This window comes from Streptomyces sp. NPDC101160, assembly GCF_044768205.1.
Classification (GTDB): Bacteria; Actinomycetota; Actinomycetes; order Streptomycetales; family Streptomycetaceae; genus Streptomyces.
This window is the reverse complement of sequence record NZ_JBIWPJ010000010.1, coordinates 65529-86774: the sequence shown is the minus strand read 5'-3', so window position 1 is coordinate 86774 and position 21246 is coordinate 65529. Positions and strand designations below refer to the sequence as shown.

Below are 21246 nucleotides of genomic sequence, written 5' to 3'. Positions count from 1 at the left end.
GGGGCCCGCCGGGCCCGGCCCGCCCCCGGGGGGGGGGCCCCCCCCCCCGGGGGGGGGGCCCCCCCCCCCCCACCGACACGTGGGGCCGGTACGGGTACGGGTACGAGTACGGGTCAGGGCGCGTACGGGTACGGGTACGGGTCAGGGCCGCGCACGCATACGGGTACGGGTACGGGTACGGGTACGCGTCAGGGCGCGTACGGGTCGTACTCGTCCTCCCGCGAGGGTTCGTCGCACGGCACGCCACTGCGGCCCGAGCCGTGTGCGGCCAGGATGTCCCGGGCCCGGGTCTCGGCCAGGCTGGTGCTGTACCAGGTGTCGTCGTCCTCGCTGAGCCGCTCCTCGATGTGCCACAGGGCGCAGGAGCGCAGGTCGCCGGGGAGCCGGTCGAGGGCGGGCACCGCGTCGGCCGAGAGTCCGGAGAGGTAGTCGACGTCGATCTTGTGGAGGCGTACGTAGCGGTCGACGTTCTGCTGGGCGATGACGGCGTCCGGCTGGATCAGGCCGAAGGCGAGCACGAATCCGGCGGCGCTGGCGGCGAGGGCGCGGGGCAGCAGGCGGGCGCCCCAGATCTCGGCGGCCATGATGAGCAGGATGGCGACGCCCAGCCAGATCTCCATCGTGGCGACGGAGATGCGCAGGCGGGTGAGCCCGTACGCGTCCACGTACAGGTCCATCCTGCGCAGCGCCGAGGCGACGACGACCAGGGTCAGCACGCACAGGGTGCCTAGCACGGCGCGGACGAGCCGCTGGTCGCGGGCGCCGCCGCGGGGTGCCCAGCGCAGGGCGAGGCCGATCACGCCGAGGGTGAGGAGAGTGGCCATGAGCAGCTGCCAGAAGCCCTGGCGGGCGTACTCGGCGTAGCTGAGGCCGGTCTCGCGCAGCACCTTGTCGTAGCCGCCGAAGAGCACGGTGAGCTGGATGGTGTTGAAGGCGGCGAAGAGCAGGTTGAGCACGACGAGCGGCAGCGCCCACTCCATCCGGCCGCGGGCCTTGCCCGCGCCGAAGGACAGCCGGTCCCAGCGCAGCGGGGCCGCGGCGGTACGGGCGACGGCGGCGGCGCCGAAGAGGCCGAGCAGGAAGCAGAGCGCCCGCCAAGGCGACTGGGCGAGCGAGACGTCCGGTATGAGCGAGCCGAGCAGGTCGGAGAAGGCGGCATCGGCGCCGGCGAACAGCGCGCCGAACACGACGAGCAGGCCGACCGCGATCAGGATCGTACGCAGCACGGGCCACCAGCGGCCCTGCGAGGCGTCCGCGCGTTCGCGCACCCCTCGTCCGGCCCACACCACACCCGTGACCATGGAGTCGAACAGGCCGAGCGGCGCGAACAGCATGCTCGGCCAGCCGCGGCCGCCGTGCAGGGCGTAGCCGGTGAGCCCCAGGCTCGCGACGACCGCGAGGAAGGTCGGCCAGCCCGCGTCGCTCATCACCGGTACGGCCAGCAGGGCCGCGCCGCCGACGGCCCAGACCACGGTCCACGGCCGCAGCCGGCGGCCCGCGGCGCGGGCGGCGAGCGCCCCGGCGACGGTCGCGGGCACGGCTATGAGCAGCAGATTCGCCCCCGCGCCCGAACCCAGCAGCAGCGAGGCGAGCAGGGCCGTGACCGCGATCGCCCCGAGCGTCGCCGCGGTCGGCCGCGCCGGCTCCGGCGGCCGCAGCTTGCTCGGCGCGGGCTTTCTCGGCGCCGCCCACGCCGGATGCGGCGGGTACCCCCGCGCCGCCCAGGGCGGAGGCGGTGGCGCGAAGACCGGCGCGGCGTGCGGTGGCGCTGGCGCGCCTGGTGCGGCGGGCGTGGCTGGCGCGCCGAATGCGGCCGGAGCGCTCGGGGCGGTCGGGGCGGTCGGGGCAGCAGATGCTGCTGGTGCGACCTGCCCAGCCGATGCAGCCTGGGCGCCGGGTGCAACTGGTGGCGTCGGCGCGGCCGGTGCGGTCGACTCGGCGGCTGCTGCAGCAGCCGGCGCGGCCGACCCGGCCGGCTCAACGGGGCCGGTCGATGCGGTCGGCGCAGCCGCTGCGGCTGTCGCGCCCGGTGCGGCCGATGCCGCTGGCGCGCCCGGCACGGCCTGCCCGGACGGTGCAGCCGGACCGGCCGACGTGGTCGGCGCGCCCGGTGCACCCGGACCCGCGGACGCGCCAGGCGCCGCCTGTCCCGCTGCGGCCGACTGCCCCGCCGCCGTGTCGTTCTCTGGCTGCGGGCTGTCCTGGGGCTGTTCGGCGGATGGTGTGTCGGTCACGGGACCCCCTCCCGACCCGGGTGCGTCCGGCCCCAGGGCCTCACGGCTCCGGGGCGGTCCCGGGTGTCTCGTCGACACGCTGATGCCATGATCAGCGTTGCGGAATGGCCGACTCTAATTGCGCTTCGCCGCGCTGAACCGTCCCGTCCGCGGCTGTGGCAGGACCGTGACACACCACGCCGACTACGAGCCGGCCCCCGTGGGCACCCAGCCGGGCAGTTCCTCGGTCTGGTCGAGCCAGGCGGCCGGCGGCGTGCCGGTCGGGCTCGCGGCGACGACGCCGCCGGCGATGGCGCAGGTGGTGTCGACGTCGCCGCCGACCTCCGCGGTGGTCCAGAACATCCGCTCGAAGTCGCCGAGCGCCCGCGCCGCCGACCAGAGCGCGAACGGCACGGTGTCGTGCGCGCTGGTGCGCCGGCCGCTGCCGAGGACGGCCGCGACCGTCGCCGCGTCGCCGTAGTCGAGCATGTCGCGGGCCCGGCGGAGCCCGGCCCCGACCGCGCTGCGCGGGACGAGCGCGATGACGCCGTCGAGCAGCGCCTCCGGCGTGGGCGGCCCTGCGGGGTCCGCGGCGAGCGCCGCCGCGGCGGCGACGGCCATCGCGCCGACCACGGCCTCGCGGTGCTGGTGGGTGGTGTACGCGGAGATCTCGGCCTGGTGGGTGGCCTGTTCCGGGTCGTCGGCGTACCAGGCGCCGAGCGGGGCGATCCGCATGGCGGCGCCGTTGCCCCACGAGCCCTGCCCGTTGAAGAGCGCGGCGGCGAGCTGCCGCCAGTCGTCTCCCTCGCGGATCAGCCGGAGCATGCGGTTGACGGCGGGGCCGTAGCCGCGGTCGAAGTCGTGGTGGTGGGCGAAGGACTGGGCGAGCGCGTCCTGGTCGATCCGGCCGTGGGCGACCAGCACGGCCAGGACGGAACAGGCCATCTCCGTGTCGTCGGTCCACTGCCAGGGACCGGCCGGCGGCTCGTGCCGCTTCAGCAGGGGGTAGTTGCCGGGAACGAAGTACTGGGAGCCCAGGGCGTCTCCCACGGACAGCCCGCGCAGGCTGGCCAGGGCGCGGTCGAAGCGCCGGTCGAGAGAGAGGTCAGCGGTCATCGCCCTCCCACTCTATCCGGTGGGGCCGTACGGTTCCGGGGTACGCCAGCGTGCGAAGGGCCGGTCGAGGCGGTACTTCCCGTCCTCGCCAAGCAGCAGCATCCGCGTCTCGGCGTTGTCCGGGTTGGAGAGCGACTCGAACTCGGCGACCGTCCAGTGGAACCACCGCATGCAGAACAGGCGCATGGTCAGCCCGTGAGTGACGAGCAGGACGTTCGGCGGGTGGTCGGGCGCCTCGAAGCTGCGGTAGAGGCTCTCCAGGAAGGCCCCGACCCGGTCGTAGACGTCGGCGCCCGACTCGCCCTGGGCGAAGCGGTAGAAGAAGTGCCCGTAGGCATCCCGGTACGCCTTCTGGAGCCGTACGTCCTCCCGCTCCTGCCAGTTCCCCCAGTCCTGCTCGCGCAGCCGGGGCTCCTCCCTGACCCGGACCTGGCGCGGGTCGAGCCGGAAGGCCCGCAGCGTCTCGTGGGTGCGCCGGTACGGCGAGACGTAGACACTGACGCGCTCCTCGCCGAAGAGCTCCCGCAGCCGCTCCCCCGTCGCCTCCGCCTGCCGCCACCCGGTGTCGGTCAGCCGGAGCGCGTGGTCGGGCTCCCGCTCGTACACGGTGTCGTCGACATTGCCCACGGACTCTCCGTGCCGTACGAGGACGATGCGCCGCGGTCGTGCCATGCCCACGACCCTAGACGGCCACCCGTCGGCCGTCGCGTCGAGGGGCGGCCGGTCGGCACCCCGTCCTGGCCCGCCCAGGACCGGTGCGCGGTCGGCACCTGCTCCTGGCCCGCCCAGGACCGGTGCGCGGTCGGCACCTGCTCCCGGCCCGCCCCGAACCCGTACAGGGTCGCCACCGCCTCCCGGCCGGCCCCGAACCCGTACACAGGCGGCACCCCCTCCCGGCCCGGCCCGACCCGGTACGCGGTCGTCACCGCCTCCCGGCCCGCCCCGGACCCGAACCCGGACCCCTCACACCGTCCACGTCGGTTCGAGCTGCACCACGTCGCCCGTCATCGCCGCCACGTCGGCCATCGTCTGCGCCCGCAGGCCCAGCCGTTCGATCCGCTCGACGCGGTACTTCCCGTGCTCGGCGGCCGAGTTCCACATCGACAGGACCATGAACTCGTGGCCCGGCGCCTCGCCGAAGAGCCCCCGCAGCATGCCCGGAGACCCGGCCATCGCCGGGTTCCAGACCTTCTCCTGCATCAGGGCGAAGTGCTCCGCCCGCTCCTCGTGCACCCGGCAGTGGGCGACCCGGGCCACGTCGGCGTCGGCGAACCGGGGCTCGAAGCCGGTCTTCACGTCGAAGCGGTGGTCGAACAGCTTGACCTGCGGATTGCGGTACGTGCCGACCTGCGCGGCGGCCAGCCGGTCGTGCGAGCGCGCCATGAAGGAGTCGTAGAACGCCCTGCTCTCCCAGAACGCGAAGACGTGGGCGACGTCCGGCCGCCGCCGGCTCCACCCACCGCCCTGCCCCCGGAACCCCGGCTCCCCGAGCAGCCCCGCCCACTTCCGCTGCCCCCGCTCGAACCCTCGACGGTCCACCACGGTGCAGCGAATCCACTTGACCAGCACCGCGCCATGGTACGGGGCGGAGCGACGCGCCGTCAGACCTCCGCCGGGTGCACCCGGAGCAGTCCGGCGGCCTCCTCGTCGTCCAGTTCGATTCCGAAGACGTCGGCGAGAGTGGCGGCCAACTCCTCGGGCCGCACCTTCCGTTCCTCGCTCGGACCGTCCGCCCGCACCACGGTCAGGGTGTCGCGGAGCAGTGACCTGCCCATGGCGGGGCCGGGCTGCTGGGCCACGATCTGGCCGACGAACCGTGAGCGCGGGTGGCTGGAGCTGTAGTGGTTCATCAGCTCGAAGTCCACGGGGTACAGGGTCTGCGGGGCGAAGGCGTACAGCTGGGTCCACCCCTCCGGGCGAAGCGAGCGCAGCGCGTGGACGCCGTCCGCGTCCACGCCGATGCCGAAGGTCCAGTCATCCTGCTCGACCCGCACACCGTCGGCCAGCGGCACCGGTTCGAGGAGTCCCTGGTAGCCGAACCCCACGTCGGCCAGCCACGGCCGGCCCTCCACCATGACGACGAGCACCGCGTGGGTGATCGGCCTGATCTCGTCCCCCAGGCGGACCCGGGCGCCGCGCCCCGTGACCTGGAAGCCGATCCGCTCCAGGGCGGCGGCGAGCAGGCTGTTCTGCTCGTAGCAGTACCCGCCGCGGCGCCGGCCGACGAGCTTGGCCTGGAGGCTCTTGGGCTCCAGGGAGATCCGGCGGCCGAGTGCCACGTCCAGGTTCTCGAACGGGATGGCCGCCACGTGCGCGCGGTGCACGGCGCGCAGAGTCGCGAGATCGGGCGCGACCTCCCCCGAGTGTCCGATCCGCGCCAGATACGCGTCCAGATCCAGCTCTTCCGCCCCCCACATGCGACAGTCCCCCTCATCAGATGACATGTTGATCACATGACACCATGAACACCCCGTCAGGAACCGTCCACAGAGAGGGGGTTCGCGATGAGCGGACTCAACAAGGGGGTCGGCAAGGTCGAGGTGTCGCTCAAGTGGGACCCCAGCCCGGCAGGCAGCCCCGCGCACGACCTGGACCTGGTCGCGGGCGTCTATCCGGCGGACGGCCCGTACGGTGCACCGGACTATCTCGTGCACTTCGACAACCGCTCGCCCGACGGCACCATCACCCTCCAGCGCGACAGCCGTACGGGCCAGGGCCTCGGCTTCGACGAGGCGATGACCCTGGAGCTCACCCGGCTCGCGCCCCGGTACGCGCGCGTGGTGGTGGGCGTGGCGATACAGCAGGGCGGCGGGCGGGTCGTCTTCGGCCAGGTCGGCGGGACCGGAGTCCGGGTGCGCGAGGGCTACACCGACCTGCTGGTCGACGACTTCGCCTCGGTGGCACAGGCGACGGCCGCGACCGTCGTGGAGTTCGTCCGCGACGGCGCCGGCGACTGGAGCTGGCGGCCCCTTCCCCGCGGTTTCGACACGGACCCGAGCTCCTTCGGCGCCACGATGGGCGCCGCGTAACCGGACGTACGCGGGGGCCGAAGGCAGCGAGAAGGGGGCCGGCCCCCCGGCCGGGGCCCCTCTCCCCATCAGCCCTAGGGCGCGTCAGCCCTCAGGGGCGCCGCGGGAACCCCGGGTGGGGCCCCCGCCCACCCCGAAGGAGCAGGAGCCGGCGCGCTGCATCTTCGTGCCGCAGGAGAAGCACAGCGGGGCGTCGGCGCTGACACCGAGCTGCATCTCGACGAGCTCGGCGTTGGTGTGCGCCTGCTGCGCGACGGGCTTCGCCTCCTCGGCCTCGACCTTGGGCGCGGCGACGGCCTTCAGCTCCTGGGCGCGCGGGGCGGACTGGGCCAGGCCCTCGACGTCGACCTCGTCGTCCGACGGCTCGTACGAACCGGTCTCCAGGTGGCGCTGGCGCTCCTCGGCGGAGTGGATGCCGAGCGCGGAGCGGGTCTCGAAGGGCAGGAAGTCGAGCGCCAGGCGGCGGAAGATGTAGTCGACGATCGACTGCGCCATCCGCACGTCCGGGTCGTCCGTCATGCCGGCCGGCTCGAAGCGCATGTTGGTGAACTTCGAGACGTACGTCTCCAGCGGCACGCCGTACTGCAGGCCGACGGAGACCGCGATGGAGAAGGCGTCCATCATGCCGGCGAGGGTCGAGCCCTGCTTGGACATCTTGAGGAAGACCTCGCCGAGACCGTCGTCCGGGTAGGAGTTGGCGGTCATGTAGCCCTCGGCGCCGCCGACCGTGAAGGAGGTGGTGATCCCCGGGCGGCCCTTCGGGAGGCGCTTGCGGACCGGGCGGTACTCGATGACCTTCTCGACGGCCTCGCGGATCGTCGCCTCGGACTTCGCGGTGACCTCGGCCTTCTCCTCCTCCTTCTTCTTGGCGGAGAGCGGCTGGCCGACCTTGCAGTTGTCGCGGTAGATCGCGAGCGCCTTGACGCCGAGCTTCCAGGCCTCGAAGTAGATCTCCTCGACCTCCTCGACGGTCGCCGTCTCCGGCATGTTGACCGTCTTGGAGATGGCGCCGGAGATCCACGGCTGGATCGCGGCCATCATGCGGACGTGGCCCATCGGGGAGATGGAGCGCTCGCCCATCGCGCAGTCGAAGACCTCGTAGTGCTCGGTCTTCAGGCCGGGCGCGTCGATGACGTTCCCGTGCTCGGAGATGTGCGCGACGATCGCCTCGATCTGCTCCTCCTGGTAGCCCAGGCGGCGCAGGGCCTGCGGGACGGTGCCGTTGACGATCTGCATCGAGCCGCCGCCGACGAGCTTCTTGAACTTGACCAGGGCCAGGTCCGGCTCGACACCGGTGGTGTCGCAGGACATCGCCAGACCGATGGTGCCGGTCGGGGCGAGGACGGACGCCTGGGAGTTGCGGAAGCCGTTCTTCTCGCCGAGGCGCAGGACGTCCTGCCAGGCCTCGGTGGCCGCGGCCCACACCGGGGTGTCGAGGTCGTCCATGCGGACGGCGACGGCGTTGGCGTCGGCGTGCTGCTTCATGACGCGCTGGTGCGGCTCGGCGTTGCGGGCGTAGCCGTCGTACGGGCCGACGACGCCGGCCAGCTCGGCGGAGCGCTTGTACGCGGTGCCGGTCATCAGCGAGGTGATGGAGGCGGCGAGCGCGCGGCCGCCGTCGGAGTCGTACGCGTGGCCGGTGGCCATCAGCAGGGCGCCGAGGTTGGCATAGCCGATGCCCAGCTGGCGGAAGGCGCGGGTGTTCTCGCCGATCTTCTGGGTCGGGAAGTCGGCGAAGCAGATGGAGATGTCCATCGCGGTGATGACGAGCTCGACGACCTTGGCGAAGCGCTCGACCTCGAAGGACTGGTTGCCCTTGCCGTCGTCCTTGAGGAACTTCATGAGGTTCAGCGAGGCGAGGTTGCAGGACGTGTTGTCCAGGTGCATGTACTCGCTGCACGGGTTGGACGCGGTGATCCGGCCGGACTCGGGGCAGGTGTGCCAGTGGTTGATCACACCGTCGTACTGGATGCCCGGGTCGGCGCAGGCCCACGCGGCCTCGGCCAGCTTGCGGAAGAGCGCCTTGGCGTCGACCTTCTCGATGACCTCGCCGGTCATACGGGCGCGCAGGCCGAACTCGGTGCCGTTCTCGACGGCGGTCATGAACTCGTCGTTCACGCGGACCGAGTTGTTGGCGTTCTGGTACTGGACGGACGTGATGTCGTCGCCGCCCAGGTCCATGTCGAAGCCCGCGTCGCGCAGGGCGCGGATCTTCTCCTCCTCCTTCACCTTGGTGGCGATGAAGTCCTCGACGTCCGGGTGGTCCACGTCGAGCACGACCATCTTGGCCGCGCGGCGGGTGGCGCCGCCCGACTTGATCGTGCCGGCGGAGGCGTCGGCGCCGCGCATGAAGGAGACCGGGCCGGAGGCGTTGCCGCCGGAGGAGAGGAGCTCCTTGGAGGAGCGGATGCGGGAGAGGTTCAGGCCGGCGCCGGAGCCGCCCTTGAAGATCATGCCCTCTTCCTTGTACCAGTCGAGGATCGACTCCATGGAGTCGTCGACGGACAGGATGAAGCAGGCGGAGACCTGCTGGGGCTGCGGGGTGCCGACGTTGAACCAGACCGGAGAGTTGAAGCTGAAGATCTGGTGCAGGAGGGCGTACGTCAGCTCGTGCTCGAAGATCTCGGCGTCCGCGGGCGACGCGAAGTAGCCGTACTCCTCGCCGGCCTTCGTGTACGTCTTCACGATGCGGTCGATCAGCTGCTTGAGACCGGTCTCGCGCTGCGGAGTGCCGACGGCTCCGCGGAAGTACTTGCTGGTGACGATGTTGACCGCGTTCACCGACCAGAAGTCGGGGAACTCGACGCCGCGCTGCTCGAAGTTGATCGAGCCGTCGCGCCAGTTGGTCATGACGACGTCACGGCGCTCCCAGGCCACCTCGTCGTACGGATGCACGCCGGGGGTGGTGTGGATGCGCTCGATACGCAGGCCCTTGCTCGCCGCCTTGGCTCCCTTGGCGCGGGAACCACGTGCCGGACCGCTCGCCGTCTCTGTCATGCCGCCTCCCATATACGGGCAAAACACCGTGGAGCGCCTGGAAAATTCCAGGGCTCTGGTTTCTGTACTGCTGTCAGTTACTGCTGTTGCCACGAACGCCTCGCGAGACCGCGGGGCCGCTCGGGGCAGGTCTTGTGCCGGCCGTGCGGCGGCCGGTCGCCGGACCGTGACCGGTCCGGACCGCCGGTCAGTCGGCGGCGGTGGCGGGAACGGGCACGGGGACCTCGGGGGTCGCTCCGGTCCCGCCGCCGGCGGGAGGCCGCTCGCGCAGCTCCGCGATGGCGGCCTCGAAGTCTTCGAGGCTGTCGAAAGCCTTGTAAACGGACGCGAAACGCAGGTACGCGACGAGGTCGAGCTCCTGCAGCGGGCCGAGGATGGCCAGACCCACGTCGTGGGTGGTCAGCTCGGCGCTCCCGGTGGCGCGCACCGCCTCCTCGACCCGCTGGCCGAGCTTGGCGAGGGCGTCCTCGGTGACGGGCCGTCCCTGGCACGCCTTGCGCACGCCGGAGATGACCTTGGTACGGCTGAAGGGCTCGGTGACTCCGGACCGCTTCACCACCATGAGCGAGCACGTCTCGACCGTCGTGAAACGACGGGAGCAGTCGGGGCACTGGCGGCGGCGTCGGATCGACGTCCCGTCGTCGGTGGTGCGACTGTCGACGACACGGCTGTCGGGGTGCCTGCAGAAGGGGCAGTGCATGGTGTTCCGACCCTCCCTCATGGCACGACTGAATAGCCCCGGCGGGGCCGACAAGGCCCCTCGAAGCGACCACCAGCATAGGCGATACGAGGGCCCCCGGCAGACCAAGGACCACTACTTATGGGTGGCTGATGCCATCCAACCACTAGATCTTGGGGGTGGCGGCATTTCGGGGCCCTGCGCGTGTCGCGCTTCCGCCCGGCCGGGAAGCCGGCCACAAAGGTACGGGAAGGGCGCGGCGGCGCCGACGCCGGGGTCGCCGGTGCGACACTGGAGGGGCGGCCGGGCCCGCTCGGAGCCGACGCCGAAGACTACCGTAATGACCGTTTTGCGACAGAGGTCGGCCGGGAGCCAACGGCGCCCAAGGCAGGCCCATACACCTACGCACGCATACACGTAAGGCGAACTGCGAATTTTCACTCGAACGTGTGTTTGGCGCAACCTTTCGAAAGCTACTACCGTTGTGCCAGCCAGGGAGACCATTCGAGAGGGGCCGCCGACGTGACCACCACCGCAGACAGTGCCACCATCACCGCCCAGGACCGCTCCCAGGGCCGATTCGAGCCGGTACACGCGATGAACGACACCGTCATGAACGGGGAGGGGGAGCCCGGCCGGCCCGCGCGCTCCCTTCCCGGACGACCTCCCGGCATCCGGGCCGACAGTTCCGGCCTCACCGACCGTCAGCGCCGGGTGATCGAGGTCATCCGCGACTCCGTGCAGCGCCGCGGGTACCCGCCGTCGATGCGCGAGATCGGCCAGGCCGTCGGCCTCTCCAGCACCTCCTCCGTGGCACACCAGCTGATGGCGCTCGAGCGCAAGGGCTTCCTCCGGCGCGACCCGCACCGGCCCCGGGCGTACGAGGTGCGCGGCTCCGACCAGCCCAGCACGCAGCCGACCGACACCACCGGCAAGCCCGCCGCCTCCTACGTGCCCCTGGTGGGCCGGATCGCGGCCGGTGGCCCCATCCTGGCCGAGGAGTCGGTCGAGGACGTCTTCCCGCTCCCCCGGCAGCTGGTCGGTGACGGCGAGCTGTTCGTCCTCAAGGTGGTCGGCGACTCCATGATCGAGGCCGCCATCTGCGACGGCGACTGGGTCACGGTCCGCCGCCAGCCCGTCGCCGAGAACGGTGACATCGTCGCCGCCATGCTCGACGGCGAGGCCACGGTGAAGCGCTTCAAGCGCGAGGACGGCCACGTCTGGCTGCTTCCGCACAACGCGGCGTACCAGCCGATCCCCGGCGACGAGGCCACCATCCTCGGCAAGGTCGTCGCCGTGCTGCGACGCGTGTGACGCCGCCTCGCCGGCCCTGAACCGGGCCCCGGGACCCCCTGCGCCGGTCCCGGGGCCCTGCTGTGTCCCCAGGACCCCCACCGGACCGCCTACGCCTCCGCCGCCCTGGCCGCCGCGTCGATGGCGGCCAGCGACTTCCGCACCTGGTTGCGGTCCGTCGTGTACCAGAAGTCCGGCAGCGAAGCCTTCAGATAGCTGCCGTACCGCGCCGTGGCCAGCCGTGGGTCGAGCACGGCGACCACACCACGGTCGCCCGTCGCCCGGACGAGACGGCCGGCGCCCTGGGCCATCAGCAGCGCCGCGTGCGTGGCCGCCACGGCCATGAAGCCGTTGCCGCCGGCCTCCTCGACGGCCTTCTGCCGGGCGCTCATCAGCGGGTCGTCCGGACGCGGGAATGGGATCTTGTCCATGACGACGAGCTGGCAGCTCGGCCCCGGCACGTCCACGCCCTGCCAGAGGGAGAGCGTGCCGAAGAGACAGGTCTTCGGGTCGGCGGCGAAGTTCTTGATCAGCTCGCCGAGGGTGTCCTCGCCCTGGAGCAGGATCGGCAGCTCGGGGATCCGGCCGCGCAGCTCCTCGGCCGCCTGCTGGGCGGCCCGCATCGAGGAGAAGAGGCCGAGCGTGCGGCCGCCGGCCGCCTGCATCAGCTCGGTCAGCTCGTCCAGCATGTCGCCGCGCTCGCCGTCCCGGGCGGGCCGGTTCAGATGCTTGGCGACATAGAGGATGCCCTGCTTCGGATAGTCGAAGGGCGAACCGACGTCGATGCCCTTCCACACGGGCAGGTCGTCGCCCTGGGTGCCCTCCGGCGCCAGGCCGAGCGAGGCGCCCACGCCGTTGAAGTCGCCGCCCAGCTTGAGGGTGGCGGAGGTCAGCACGACCGAGCGGTCCGCGAACAGCTTCTCCCGCAGCAGCCCCGAGACGCTCATCGGCGCGACCCGCAGCGAGGCACCGAAGCGGTCGTGCCGCTCGTACCAGACGACGTCCCACTCCGAGCCCTGGGTGATCCGCTCCGCGACCCCGTGCACCGTCTCCACGGAGGCCAGGGCCTGCTTGCGCACGGCGTCCTCGTCCTGCACCGAGCGGTCCCGGGTGGAGCCCAGCGCGGTGATCACCGCGCGGGAGGCGTCGCGCAGGGCCATCAGCGCGTAGCCGAGGTCCTCGGGGATCTCCTCCAGACGGCCCGGCAGGGCCAGCTCCATCAGCTTCTCGAAGCCCTCGGCCGCGGTCTGCAGCTGGTCGGCCACCTTCTCGTCGACCAGCTTCGCCGCGCGCCGCACCGCCCGGTTGACCTGGCCCGGGGTGAGCTCGCCGGTGGCGACGCCGGTGACCCGGGAGACCAGCTCATGGGCCTCGTCGACGATCAGCACCTCGTGCTGCGGGAGCACCGGGGCGCCCTCGATCGCGTCGATGGCGAGCAGCGCGTGGTTGGTGACGACGACCTCGGCGAGCTTGGCGCGCTCCCGGGCCGCCTCGGCGAAGCACTCCGCCCCGTACGCGCACTTGCTCGCGCCCAGGCACTCGCGCGAGGAGACCGACACCTGGGCCCAGGCCCGGTCGGAGACCCCCGGCGTGAGGTCGTCGCGGTCGCCGGTCTCCGTCTCGTCGGACCAGTCCCGCAGCCGCAGCAGGTCCTGACCGAGCTTGCTGGTGGGGGCCGCCGCCTCGAAGGGGTCGAAGAGGCCGTCCTCCTCGTCCTGCGGCACGCCCTCGTGGAGCCGGTGCAGGCACAGATAGTTCGAGCGGCCCTTGAGCATGGCGAACTCGGGGCGGCGGCGCAGCTGCGGGTGGAGCGATTCGACCGTGCGCGGCAGGTCGCGCTCGACGAGCTGGCGCTGGAGCGCCAGCGTCGCCGTCGCCACCACCACTCTCTCCCCGTGCGCCAGGGCGGGCACGAGATAGCCGAGGGACTTTCCGGTGCCGGTGCCGGCCTGGACGAGCAGGTGCGAACCGTCGTCGATGGCCTCGGCCACTGCCTCGGCCATGGTGACCTGGCCGGGGCGCTCCACACCGCCGACGGCGGAGACGGCGGCGTGGAGGAGATCGGGGAGGGATGGCTTCGTCATAGCCCTCCCAGCCTACGGGTCGGCACGGACAGCCGGAGCCGTCCCGGCCGTCCGCTAACGATCACCCGGGGCGGGTCAGGCGAGCGGGTTCGGCACGGTCCCGTGGACGGCCGCGTGGGGCCGCTGGGGGCGGTCGCGGTAACCGTCCAGGTGGAGCCGGTTGCGGTTGAGACAGAGGCGCTCGATCCGCGGCACGAGCAGGTCGAACAGCTCGAAGCGTTCCTTCAGCTCCGGGAAGCGTGCCTGGTGGCGGAGGATCTCGGCGCGCACCAGGGTCCAGAACTCCTCCTCGGGGACGTCCAGTTGCTCCTCGAACAGCGGGGCGAGGTAGCGGAAGACGCCCACGAACAGACCCGAATGGATGAACTGGGTGAGGAAGTCCGGCTCCTCCGTGAGGAGCACGGCCCGCACCTCGTCCGGCATGGTGGCGTGCTCGGGCAGCGGTACGGCGCTGGTGTTCACGTCGTCCACGAAGTCCTTGATCGCCAGGCGGACGGGCACGTCCTGGTCGTCGTAGACGACGATGGCGTTCTCGCCGTGCGGGGAGAACACCGTGCCGTACTGGTAGAGGAAGTGCAGCAGCGGCGGCAGCAGGGCGGCGAAGAGGCGCTGCAGCCAGGCCCTCGGGGTGAGCCCGGACCGCTCGACGAGCTCGGCGACGAAGGCGCGGCCGGCGGGATCGGTGTGCAGCAGCGAGGCGAGGGTGCGGGCGCGTTCGCCCGGGGGCAGCCGCAGCGGCTCGCGCCAGATCGCGCCGAGGAGCTCCTTGTACTGGTACGGGACTTCCGGCAGCCGGTCGTACAGCGGGTGCTCGACGGTGACGGAGGCGACCTCGCCGAGCAGGATCACGCCGCACTCGTCGCGCAGGAAGGGGTCGGCGTCGCGCAGCCCTTGCACCCAGGCGGTGACGGCGGGCGCGGCGAGAGTGCGCTCGGTGGGAAGACCGCGCCACACCAGGGTGTTGAGGACGGAGAGGGGGAGCTTGACGGTGTGCCGGTCGGGGCGGCTGGTGTTGAGGAAGGTGCGGACGGACTGCTGCGGCAGCCGCAGGTCGCCGTCGGCGGGGAGCGGGACGATCGCCCCGGCGGCGACGGCGGGGGCGTAGAGCGGGAGGAGGACCTCGTCCCACTGCCAGGGGTGGACGGGCAGCAGGAGGTAGGCGTCGGGGTCGAGGCCGCGGTCGCGGAGCACGGTGTGGAAGCGCTCGCGGACCTCGGGGTCGAGTTCGCGGGCGTAGAGCTGGTCGGGGGTGGCGAGTCCGGTCACGCCCCGGTAGGCGGCGATGCGGCTGCTGACGGCGATCCACGGCAGCCGGGCGGGGCGGCGGGCCTCGGGTGCCCAGCGGGCGGCGTCGGTGGCGGAGAAACCGATCCGGCCCTTGTTGAGGACGAGCCAGGGGTGGCCGGTCTGGTGGCCTTCGAGCTCGGCGTAGCCGAGTTCGGCGAGGCGGGCGGCGGGCAGGGCGGTCTCGTCGAGGCGGGCGTCGGCGGCGAGGGTGGTGGTGAGTTCGCGGATGAGGTGGCCGAGGGTGGCGCCGTCAAGGCCGAGCAGCCGGTGGGCGCGGACCAGGAAGTCGAGCGGGTCGGTGGCGGGCCGGCCGTCGACGGTGAGCGAGCCGGGGTCGACGCGCCAGCTGTCGTAGGCGCCGCGGCGGGCGGTGAAGGCGAGGATGCCGCCGTCGTCGAGGGTGAGCGTGTAGGCGCCGGGTCCGCTCCCCGGGGGCGTGGCGGTGGCGTCGGCCGGCCGGGGCAGGACGATCTCCTCGTACGCGAACTCGGCGACGGCCTTGGCGAGCAGCCGGGCGCCGGCCCGGGTCCAGGCGTCCGGATGGAGCTCGGGCGGACCGTAGAGGGCCGTCGGGGCGGGCGCTGCGGAGTCGAGCGGTGCAGGGGACGTCGACACGGGGACTCCTCGGGGTGGGACCGCTGTGGGTGGGCGGTGGGAGGTGAGGTGTGGGTGTGCAGAGTCGGGGTGGAGCCGGTGGCGCGGAGTCAGGGGCGCGGAGTCACAGCAGGTGGCGCAGGGCACGGTCGCGGACCATGAGCGCGGCGCGCTTCCCGGGCAGGTCGACCTCCGCGGAGAGGCGGAAGCCGGCGCCGAGGAAGGCGGCCACGGAGGGGGTGTTGTGCAGGTCGGGTTCGGCGAGGACCCGGGTGCAGCGGGGCCGGTGGTCGAGGATCAGGTCGGCGACGGCGCGCAGCAGGGTCGTGCCGAGGCCGCGGCCTCGGTCGGCGACGCCTCCGACGAGGAGGTGGATGCCGGTGTCGTGCGGGCGGGCCGGGTAGTGCCGGGCGAGCGGGTCGAGGTCGGCGCGGTAGATCTCGAAGTAGCTCATGGGGGTGCCGTCGAGGACGCCGAGGCAGGGCACGCTGCGGCCGTCGCCGTCGAGCTGGGCCCGGATGTGGTCGGCGGTGACGCTGTCGGGGCCTTCGAGTTCCCAGAAGGCGGCGACGGCTGGGTCGTTCATCCAGCGGGCGACGAGCGGCAGGTCGCGGTCGAGCCGGACGGGTTCGAGCCGGAAGCGGCCGGCCGGGGTGTCGGCGGGCGCCCATGCGGCGAGCTCGTCGAGCAGGTCGCCGCTGTCGGCGGGGCCGCTCGGGGGCTGCTCACCGGCGGCGATGCGGGCGAGGAAGTCCGCGGGCAGGTGGAGGTCCAGGGTGTCGTCGGCGGCCGGATCGGCGCCGGGGCGGGCACCCGTATCGGCGTGCGTGTCGGCGCCGCCGCGGGCACCCGTATCGGCATGGATGCCGGCGCCGGGGCGGGCATCCGTACCGGCATGCGTGTCGGCGTCGGGGCGGGCACGCGTATCGGCGCCGGGGCGCGCCGGGTGGGCTTCGGTGGGAGGCACGGGGGGTGCGCTCCTCTCGGTGGGTGGACGGGGACAGGGGGACGGGGAGTGCGCGGTGGGCGTGGGGGTTCAGCCGCGCAGGGGGTTGGTGATGGTGACGTACACGGACTGGGTGTCGACCGGGCCGACGAGCTCGTCGAGGCCGTGCAGCCGGGTGAGCAGATTGGCCTTGCAGCGCAGGGTCGTGGCCTCCAGGAGCAGGTGCGGCAGCGGGGAGCCGAGCGCGGTCGCGCCAGTGAGGAAGCTGCGCAGGGCGGCGAGCAGGACGCGCTCGTCGGCGAGCTGCTGGGAGCCGAAGGCGCCGATCAGGCCGAACACGTTGTTGATGCCGAGGTAGTAGGCGAAGCGCTCGTCGGTGACCTGGTCGGAGACGAAGGTGTCGCTGACGGAGCCGATGCCGGGCAGGCGGTTCGCCAGCTCCTCGCGGCGGGACTCGCGGAAGTAGTAGCCCTGGTTGTCGCGGTAGCGGCCGCCGACGGGCCAGCCGTCGGGGTCGAGCAGCACCAGGGTGTTCTGCTGGTGGGCCTCCAGGGCGATGCCGGCCTGGCCGTCGAGCCACAGGACCGGGCGGACGACCAGGTCGAGGTAGCGCAGGAACCACTCGGCGGCGACGGCCGTGGCGGGACGGCCGGTGCGGGCGGCGAGCCGCAGCACGATCTCGGCGAGCCGGGAGCGCATCCGGGGCGAGCCGGGCCAGGGGCGCGGGGCGGTGAGCGCGGCGAGGCAGACGGCGTCGTCGCCGGCGGTGAAGGGGTTGTGCCGGATCATGACGTCGAGTCCGGGCACGGGTGCGCCGTCGGGGGTGTCGACGGCGAGCCAGGCGGGGTCGCGGACGATGTCGAAGCCCGGGTGGGCGGCCTGCCACTGGTCGACGAGGCCGGTGCGGAGCAGCCGGTGCACCTCGACACCGCGGTGGAGTTCCTTGCGCAGGTTCTCGCGGCGGGAGTTGGTGATCCGCAGGCCCAGGGAGAGCTTGAGCATGGCCCGGGCGCCGGGACGGTGCACGGTGCGCACGGAGGAGGTCGGGTGCCAGTGGCCGCCGTACGGGCCGAGGTCGTGGAGGAGTCCGGCGTCGAGGAGGGCGGCGACGGCGGGGCGGTGCCGCAGCTCGCGGGCCTGCCAGGGGTGCAGGGGCACGGCGGCGGTGCCGGCGGGGAGCGCGAGGCCTTCGGCGAGGCCGGCGGTGAGCTGGGCCGCGGCGACGGGGCGGCCCTGTTCGGTCCAGGCCGAGTCGGTGGCGAGGACGGTGGTGTCGACGGCCATCCAGTGCAGCGGGAAGGAGCCGTGCAACTCGGGTGAGTAGAGCCGGGCTTCGGACTCGGAGATGCCCTCGCGGCTCTTGGGGGTGGGGTGCAGGGGGTGGCCGAGCAGCAGGGACTGTTCGGCGGTGAGGAAGAGGTCGGCGTCGGGGCGGGGCCGCGGGTCGCGCCGGCGGGCGGCGATGAAGTCGGCGGTGCGGCGGGCGGAGTCGGCGACCCGGCCGACGAGTTCGGTGCCCTCGGCGCCGCCCGAGCCGCCGGTCTCGCGGCTGAGCAGGGCGGCGAGGGTGACGGCGTCGACCGGCGGGGCGGTGGCCGGGAGCCCTTCGAGGGCGGGGGCGCCGAAGCGGTGCCAGCCGGTGCGGGACCAGTGGCGGACGGGTACGAGGAGGGCGGTGCCGCCGGCGTCGAGCGGGACGCGCAGGGTGGCGCCGTCCGGGGCGGGGAGGTTCTTCTCCCGTACCCAGCAGCGCAGCAGGTTCTCCACGGCGGCGGCGTCGGCGGCGCGCGCCGGGTCCGGGTCGTCCAGCGGGTCGAGGGCGCGGGGCTCGTACTGCCGGGGGACGGTCGGCTCGACGGCGGTTCCGAAGGTCTCGGCGGTGGGGGCGGGGGTGGGGTTCACGGGGGCTTCCTTGGGAGGGGGGAAGGGGCCGGTCGGGGTCCGGGTGGGGGGCCGGGTACGGGGTTCAGCGGGGCGGCCGGGTGCGGTGGGTCCGTTCGGCGGCGGCCAGGGCGTCGGCGAAGCGGTCGAGGACGGCGGCCGCCTGCTCGTCGGTGAGGGTGAGCGGGGGCAGCAGCCGGACCACCGCGTTGTGCCTGCCGCCGAGTTCGACGATGAGGCCGCGGTCGAGGCACTGGCGCTGGACGGCGGACGCAAGGTCGGGGTCGGGCGGCGGGGCCGTGTCGCCCTGGCCGGCGCCCTCCGGGTCGACGAGTTCGACGCCGATCATCAGGCCGCGGCCGCGCACGTCGCCGACGCAGGGGTGGGCGGCGGCGAGGTCCTGGAGCCGGCCGAGCATGCGGGCGCCGAGGACGCCGGCCCGCTCGGCGAGCCCGTTCTCCCGTACGTACGCGAGGGTGGCGGCGCCCGCGGCCATGGCGAGCTGGTTGCCGCGGAAGGTGCCGGCGTGGGCGCCGGGCTCCCAGGCGTCGAGTTCGCTGCGGTAGACGACGACGGCGAGCGGCAGGGAGCCGCCGATGGCCTTGGACAGGACCATCACGTCGGGGACGACACCGCTGTGCTCGACGGCCCAGAAGGCGCCGGTGCGGCCGACGCCGGTCTGCACCTCGTCGGCGATCAGCGGGATGCCGCGGGCCTCGGTGAGCGCGCGCATGCGGCGCAGCCAGCTGTCCGGGGCGGGGATGACCCCGCCCTCGCCCTGGACGGGTTCGAGGATCATCCCGGCGGGGGTGGGGACCCCGCTCTTGGGGTCGTCGAGGATGTCCTCGGTCCAGCGGGCGGCGAGTTCGGCGCCGCGCTCGCCGCCGACGCCGAACGGGCAGCGGTAGTCCCGCGGATAGGGCAGCCGGGCGACGCGGACGTCGCCGGCGCCGCCGGAGGCGTCGAGGGCGCCGGCGGTCATGCCGTGGTAGGCGCCGCTGAAGGCGAGCACGCCGCGGCGGCCGGTCGCGGTGCGGACGAGCTTGAGGGCGGCCTCGACGGCGTCGGTGCCGGCCGGGCCGCAGAACTGGATGCGGGCGTCCTCGGCGAGCTTGCCGGGCAGGGTGGCGAACAGCTCGGTGGTGAAGGCGTCCTTGACCGGGGTGGCGAGGTCCAGGACGTGGAGCGGGGCGCCGGAGTCGAGGACCTTGCGGATGGCTTCGAGGACGACGGGGTGGTTGTGTCCGAGCGCCAGGGTGCCGGCGCCGGACAGGCAGTCCAGGTAACGGCGCCCGTCCGCGCCCTCGATGGTGAGTCCCCGGGCCCGGACGGGGACGATCGGCAGCGAGCGCGCATAGGTGCGCGCGGCGGACTCGCGCTGCGCCTGGCGCCGCAGGATGCCCTCGTGCGCGATCCCTTCGCCGGGCACGCGGTGCTCCTCACACCTCCGCGCGCCCGGCGGTACGGCCGGAGCTGGTTCGGTCACGGCCACGGCTCGGTGTCCTCCCGGTGTAACGGTTGCGTTGCACATCGGTACGTTGCAGGCGCGCCCCGACGGGCGTCCCGACAGCTGCCGTTGCGTCCCCCGTACGTACCAACGACGGGGCCTGCCGGGGATCACGGGCGGGTGCCAAGATCCTTGCCGGGCACGGGATCACGGCATGGCAACGGCCGCCGGAGGACGGGAACCGCGGACCTGGGTCCTGCCGTCTCGTCCGGCACCGGCATAGTGGGGGCTTCACACGACGTGGGCCACGCGTGCCTCCGCCGTTCACTGATGCACAAGTTGACGTAGTCCCAGGGGGATCACGAGATGCGATCGATTCGTCCGCTGCTGGCAGCGGCATCCGCCGTCGCGGCGCTGACGCTGACGGCGACTGCCTGCGGTCCGACCGAGGACAACGCGGGGGGTGAGCAGCCCAGCGCCTCCGCGAACCCGACCTCGGACGGCAAGATCCACATTCCGGACGACCTGAAGAAGCGTCTGAAGGAGCACGGGATCGACATGGACAAGTGGCGGGGCGGTGAGTGGAAGAACTGGGACAAGGACAAGTGGCTGCGTGAGGCCAAGGATTACGTCAACCCGATCATCGAGGGCCTCTGGGACAAGGACCGGATGCGGGACGCCCAGCGTCCGGACAAGCCGGTCGACCCGGAGGACATCTCCGGTGACAAGGGCGTGACGGACCCGACGCCGGCTCCGGTGAAGGCGAAGGCCGTGCAGGCGCCGTACCACGAGAACGCGCCCGCCTCCGGCAAGGTCTTCTTCGACAGCCCCGAGGGCTCGATGGTCTGCTCGGCGACGGTCGTCCAGGACCCGGCGCACCCGGGCAAGTCGAACCTCGTCTGGACGGCCGGCCACTGCGTGCACGCCGGCAAGAAGGGCGGCTGGTACCGCAACATCGCCTTCGTCCCCTCGTACAACAACAACGCCAAGTCGACCTCGGCGCTCGAGCAGGCGACCCGTGACGAGATCGCTCCGCTCGGCGTGTGGTGGAGCGACTGGGCGCAGACCTCGCAGCAGTGGATCGACCAGGGCGGCCAGACCGGCGGCCAGGGCGCGCCGTACGACTTCGCGGTGCTCCACGTGACGCCGGAGAAGGGCGGCACGGGCAAGTCGCTGGAGGAGACGGTCGGTTCGGCGCTTCCGGTGGAGTTCAACGCGCCGGCGGTGCCGAAGATCGCGAACATGACGGCGACGGGCTTCCCGGCGGCCAAGCCCTTCGACGGGCAGCTGATGTACCAGTGCACGGACAAGCCGGGCCGGCTGTCGGTGAAGACGGAGCAGCCGACGATGTACCGGATCGGCTGCACCATGACCGGCGGTTCGTCCGGCGGCGGCTGGGTGGCCACGGGCCAGGACGGCAAGCCGGCGCTGGTGTCGAACACCTCGATCGGCCCGGTGACGGCGGGCTGGCTGGCCGGCCCGCGGCTGGGCGCCGAGGCGAAGGCGCTCTACGACGGCATGAGCAAGAAGTACGCGAACCAGTAAGGCCGATGGCCTGCCGGTGACGTCGCCGGCGACGTTCCGGGCGGGGCACCCCTGCGGAGCCCCGCCCGGTCGTTACCGGCATACTGTGCAACCGCTAGTGACGCGTCCATGGCAATGCACCCGACGGCGGCCCTC

General features: G+C 72.9%; 15 protein-coding genes. 3 read left to right on the top strand and 12 right to left on the bottom strand.

Annotated features, from left to right (window positions below; genetic code table 11):
* Positions 1-188 precede the first annotated feature (188 nt).
* From ACIRSU_RS30270 to ACIRSU_RS30250, 5 genes are all read right to left on the bottom strand, one after another.
* Positions 189-1538, bottom strand: coding sequence for a DUF4153 domain-containing protein (locus tag ACIRSU_RS30270; RefSeq protein ID WP_403798790.1), 1350 nt, complete (start codon positions 1536-1538; stop codon positions 189-191).
* 879 nt (positions 1539-2417) lie between these two features.
* A complete protein-coding gene (locus tag ACIRSU_RS30265) occupies positions 2418-3329 on the bottom strand; it encodes an ADP-ribosylglycohydrolase family protein (RefSeq protein ID WP_403798788.1) in 912 nt (303 codons plus the stop codon).
* 12 nt (positions 3330-3341) lie between these two features.
* Positions 3342-4001, bottom strand: coding sequence for a histidine phosphatase family protein (locus tag ACIRSU_RS30260; RefSeq protein WP_403798786.1), 660 nt, complete (start codon positions 3999-4001; stop codon positions 3342-3344).
* Between the two features lie 291 nt (positions 4002-4292).
* Complete coding sequence (locus ACIRSU_RS30255; protein ID WP_403798783.1) at positions 4293-4898, bottom strand: YdbC family protein; 606 nt, start codon at positions 4896-4898, stop codon at positions 4293-4295.
* A gap of 32 nt (positions 4899-4930) precedes the next feature.
* Positions 4931-5746 (bottom strand): arylamine N-acetyltransferase, encoded by an 816-nt coding sequence (locus ACIRSU_RS30250; RefSeq protein ID WP_403798780.1) that lies wholly within the window; start codon positions 5744-5746, stop codon positions 4931-4933.
* 87 nt (positions 5747-5833) lie between these two features.
* On the opposite strand from ACIRSU_RS30250, the gene ACIRSU_RS30245 reads away from it, so the two are divergent.
* Entirely contained in the window at positions 5834-6358 is a 525-nt protein-coding gene (locus tag ACIRSU_RS30245) for a TerD family protein (RefSeq protein WP_403798777.1), read from the top strand.
* Positions 6359-6442: 84 nt separating this feature from the next.
* Here ACIRSU_RS30245 and ACIRSU_RS30240 read toward each other — a convergent pair whose 3' ends face one another.
* Together ACIRSU_RS30240 and nrdR are read right to left on the bottom strand one after the other, a co-directional pair.
* Entirely contained in the window at positions 6443-9355 is a 2913-nt protein-coding gene (locus tag ACIRSU_RS30240; protein ID WP_403798774.1) for a vitamin B12-dependent ribonucleotide reductase, read from the bottom strand.
* A gap of 187 nt (positions 9356-9542) precedes the next feature.
* Positions 9543-10055 carry a transcriptional regulator NrdR gene (nrdR, locus tag ACIRSU_RS30235; protein WP_403799286.1) on the bottom strand — a complete coding sequence of 171 codons (513 nt, stop codon included), beginning with the start codon at positions 10053-10055 and terminating at the stop codon, positions 9543-9545.
* A gap of 501 nt (positions 10056-10556) precedes the next feature.
* On the opposite strand from nrdR, the gene lexA reads away from it, so the two are divergent.
* Positions 10557-11348 carry a transcriptional repressor LexA gene (gene lexA / locus ACIRSU_RS30230; RefSeq protein WP_389207910.1) on the top strand — a complete coding sequence of 264 codons (792 nt, stop codon included), beginning with the start codon at positions 10557-10559 and terminating at the stop codon, positions 11346-11348.
* Between the two features lie 89 nt (positions 11349-11437).
* Here the strand turns inward: lexA and ACIRSU_RS30225 are convergent, their stop codons facing one another.
* The 5 genes from ACIRSU_RS30225 to ACIRSU_RS30205 all read right to left on the bottom strand — a co-directional run bounded on the left by ACIRSU_RS30225 (position 11438) and on the right by ACIRSU_RS30205 (position 19611).
* A complete protein-coding gene (locus tag ACIRSU_RS30225; RefSeq protein WP_403798771.1) occupies positions 11438-13411 on the bottom strand; it encodes an ATP-dependent DNA helicase in 1974 nt (657 codons plus the stop codon).
* A 75-nt stretch (positions 13412-13486) separates the two neighbouring features.
* Positions 13487-15313 (bottom strand): IucA/IucC family protein, encoded by a 1827-nt coding sequence (locus ACIRSU_RS30220; RefSeq protein WP_403798768.1) that lies wholly within the window; start codon positions 15311-15313, stop codon positions 13487-13489.
* Positions 15314-15416: 103 nt separating this feature from the next.
* Entirely contained in the window at positions 15417-16259 is an 843-nt protein-coding gene (locus ACIRSU_RS30215) for a GNAT family N-acetyltransferase (RefSeq protein WP_403798765.1), read from the bottom strand.
* A 69-nt stretch (positions 16260-16328) separates the two neighbouring features.
* The gene (locus tag ACIRSU_RS30210; protein ID WP_403798763.1) at positions 16329-18140 is read right to left on the bottom strand and encodes an IucA/IucC family protein; all 1812 of its coding nucleotides are present in this window, start codon (positions 18138-18140) and stop codon (positions 16329-16331) included.
* A gap of 64 nt (positions 18141-18204) precedes the next feature.
* Positions 18205-19611, bottom strand: coding sequence for a diaminobutyrate--2-oxoglutarate transaminase family protein (locus ACIRSU_RS30205; RefSeq protein WP_403798760.1), 1407 nt, complete (start codon positions 19609-19611; stop codon positions 18205-18207).
* Positions 19612-19932: 321 nt separating this feature from the next.
* Here ACIRSU_RS30205 and ACIRSU_RS30200 point away from each other — a divergent pair, with 321 nt between their 5' ends.
* The gene (locus ACIRSU_RS30200) at positions 19933-21111 is read left to right on the top strand and encodes a trypsin-like serine peptidase (RefSeq protein ID WP_403798757.1); all 1179 of its coding nucleotides are present in this window, start codon (positions 19933-19935) and stop codon (positions 21109-21111) included.
* Positions 21112-21246: the final 135 nt, after the last annotated feature.

Bases quoted from the DNA above. Each gene is read 5' to 3' on its own strand.
- ACIRSU_RS30200 (WP_403798757.1), top strand. From the start codon at position 19,933: ATGCGATCGATTCGTCCGCTGCTGGCAGCGGCATCCGCCGTCGCGGCG.
- ACIRSU_RS30245 (WP_403798777.1), top strand. From the start codon at position 5,834: ATGAGCGGACTCAACAAGGGGGTCGGCAAGGTCGAGGTGTCGCTCAAG.
- ACIRSU_RS30250 (WP_403798780.1), bottom strand. From the start codon at position 5,746: ATGTGGGGGGCGGAAGAGCTGGATCTGGACGCGTATCTGGCGCGGATC.
- nrdR (WP_403799286.1), bottom strand. From the start codon at position 10,055: ATGCACTGCCCCTTCTGCAGGCACCCCGACAGCCGTGTCGTCGACAGT.
- ACIRSU_RS30265 (WP_403798788.1), bottom strand. From the start codon at position 3,329: ATGACCGCTGACCTCTCTCTCGACCGGCGCTTCGACCGCGCCCTGGCC.
- ACIRSU_RS30225 (WP_403798771.1), bottom strand. From the start codon at position 13,411: ATGACGAAGCCATCCCTCCCCGATCTCCTCCACGCCGCCGTCTCCGCC.
- ACIRSU_RS30240 (WP_403798774.1), bottom strand. From the start codon at position 9,355: ATGACAGAGACGGCGAGCGGTCCGGCACGTGGTTCCCGCGCCAAGGGA.
- ACIRSU_RS30260 (WP_403798786.1), bottom strand. From the start codon at position 4,001: ATGGCACGACCGCGGCGCATCGTCCTCGTACGGCACGGAGAGTCCGTG.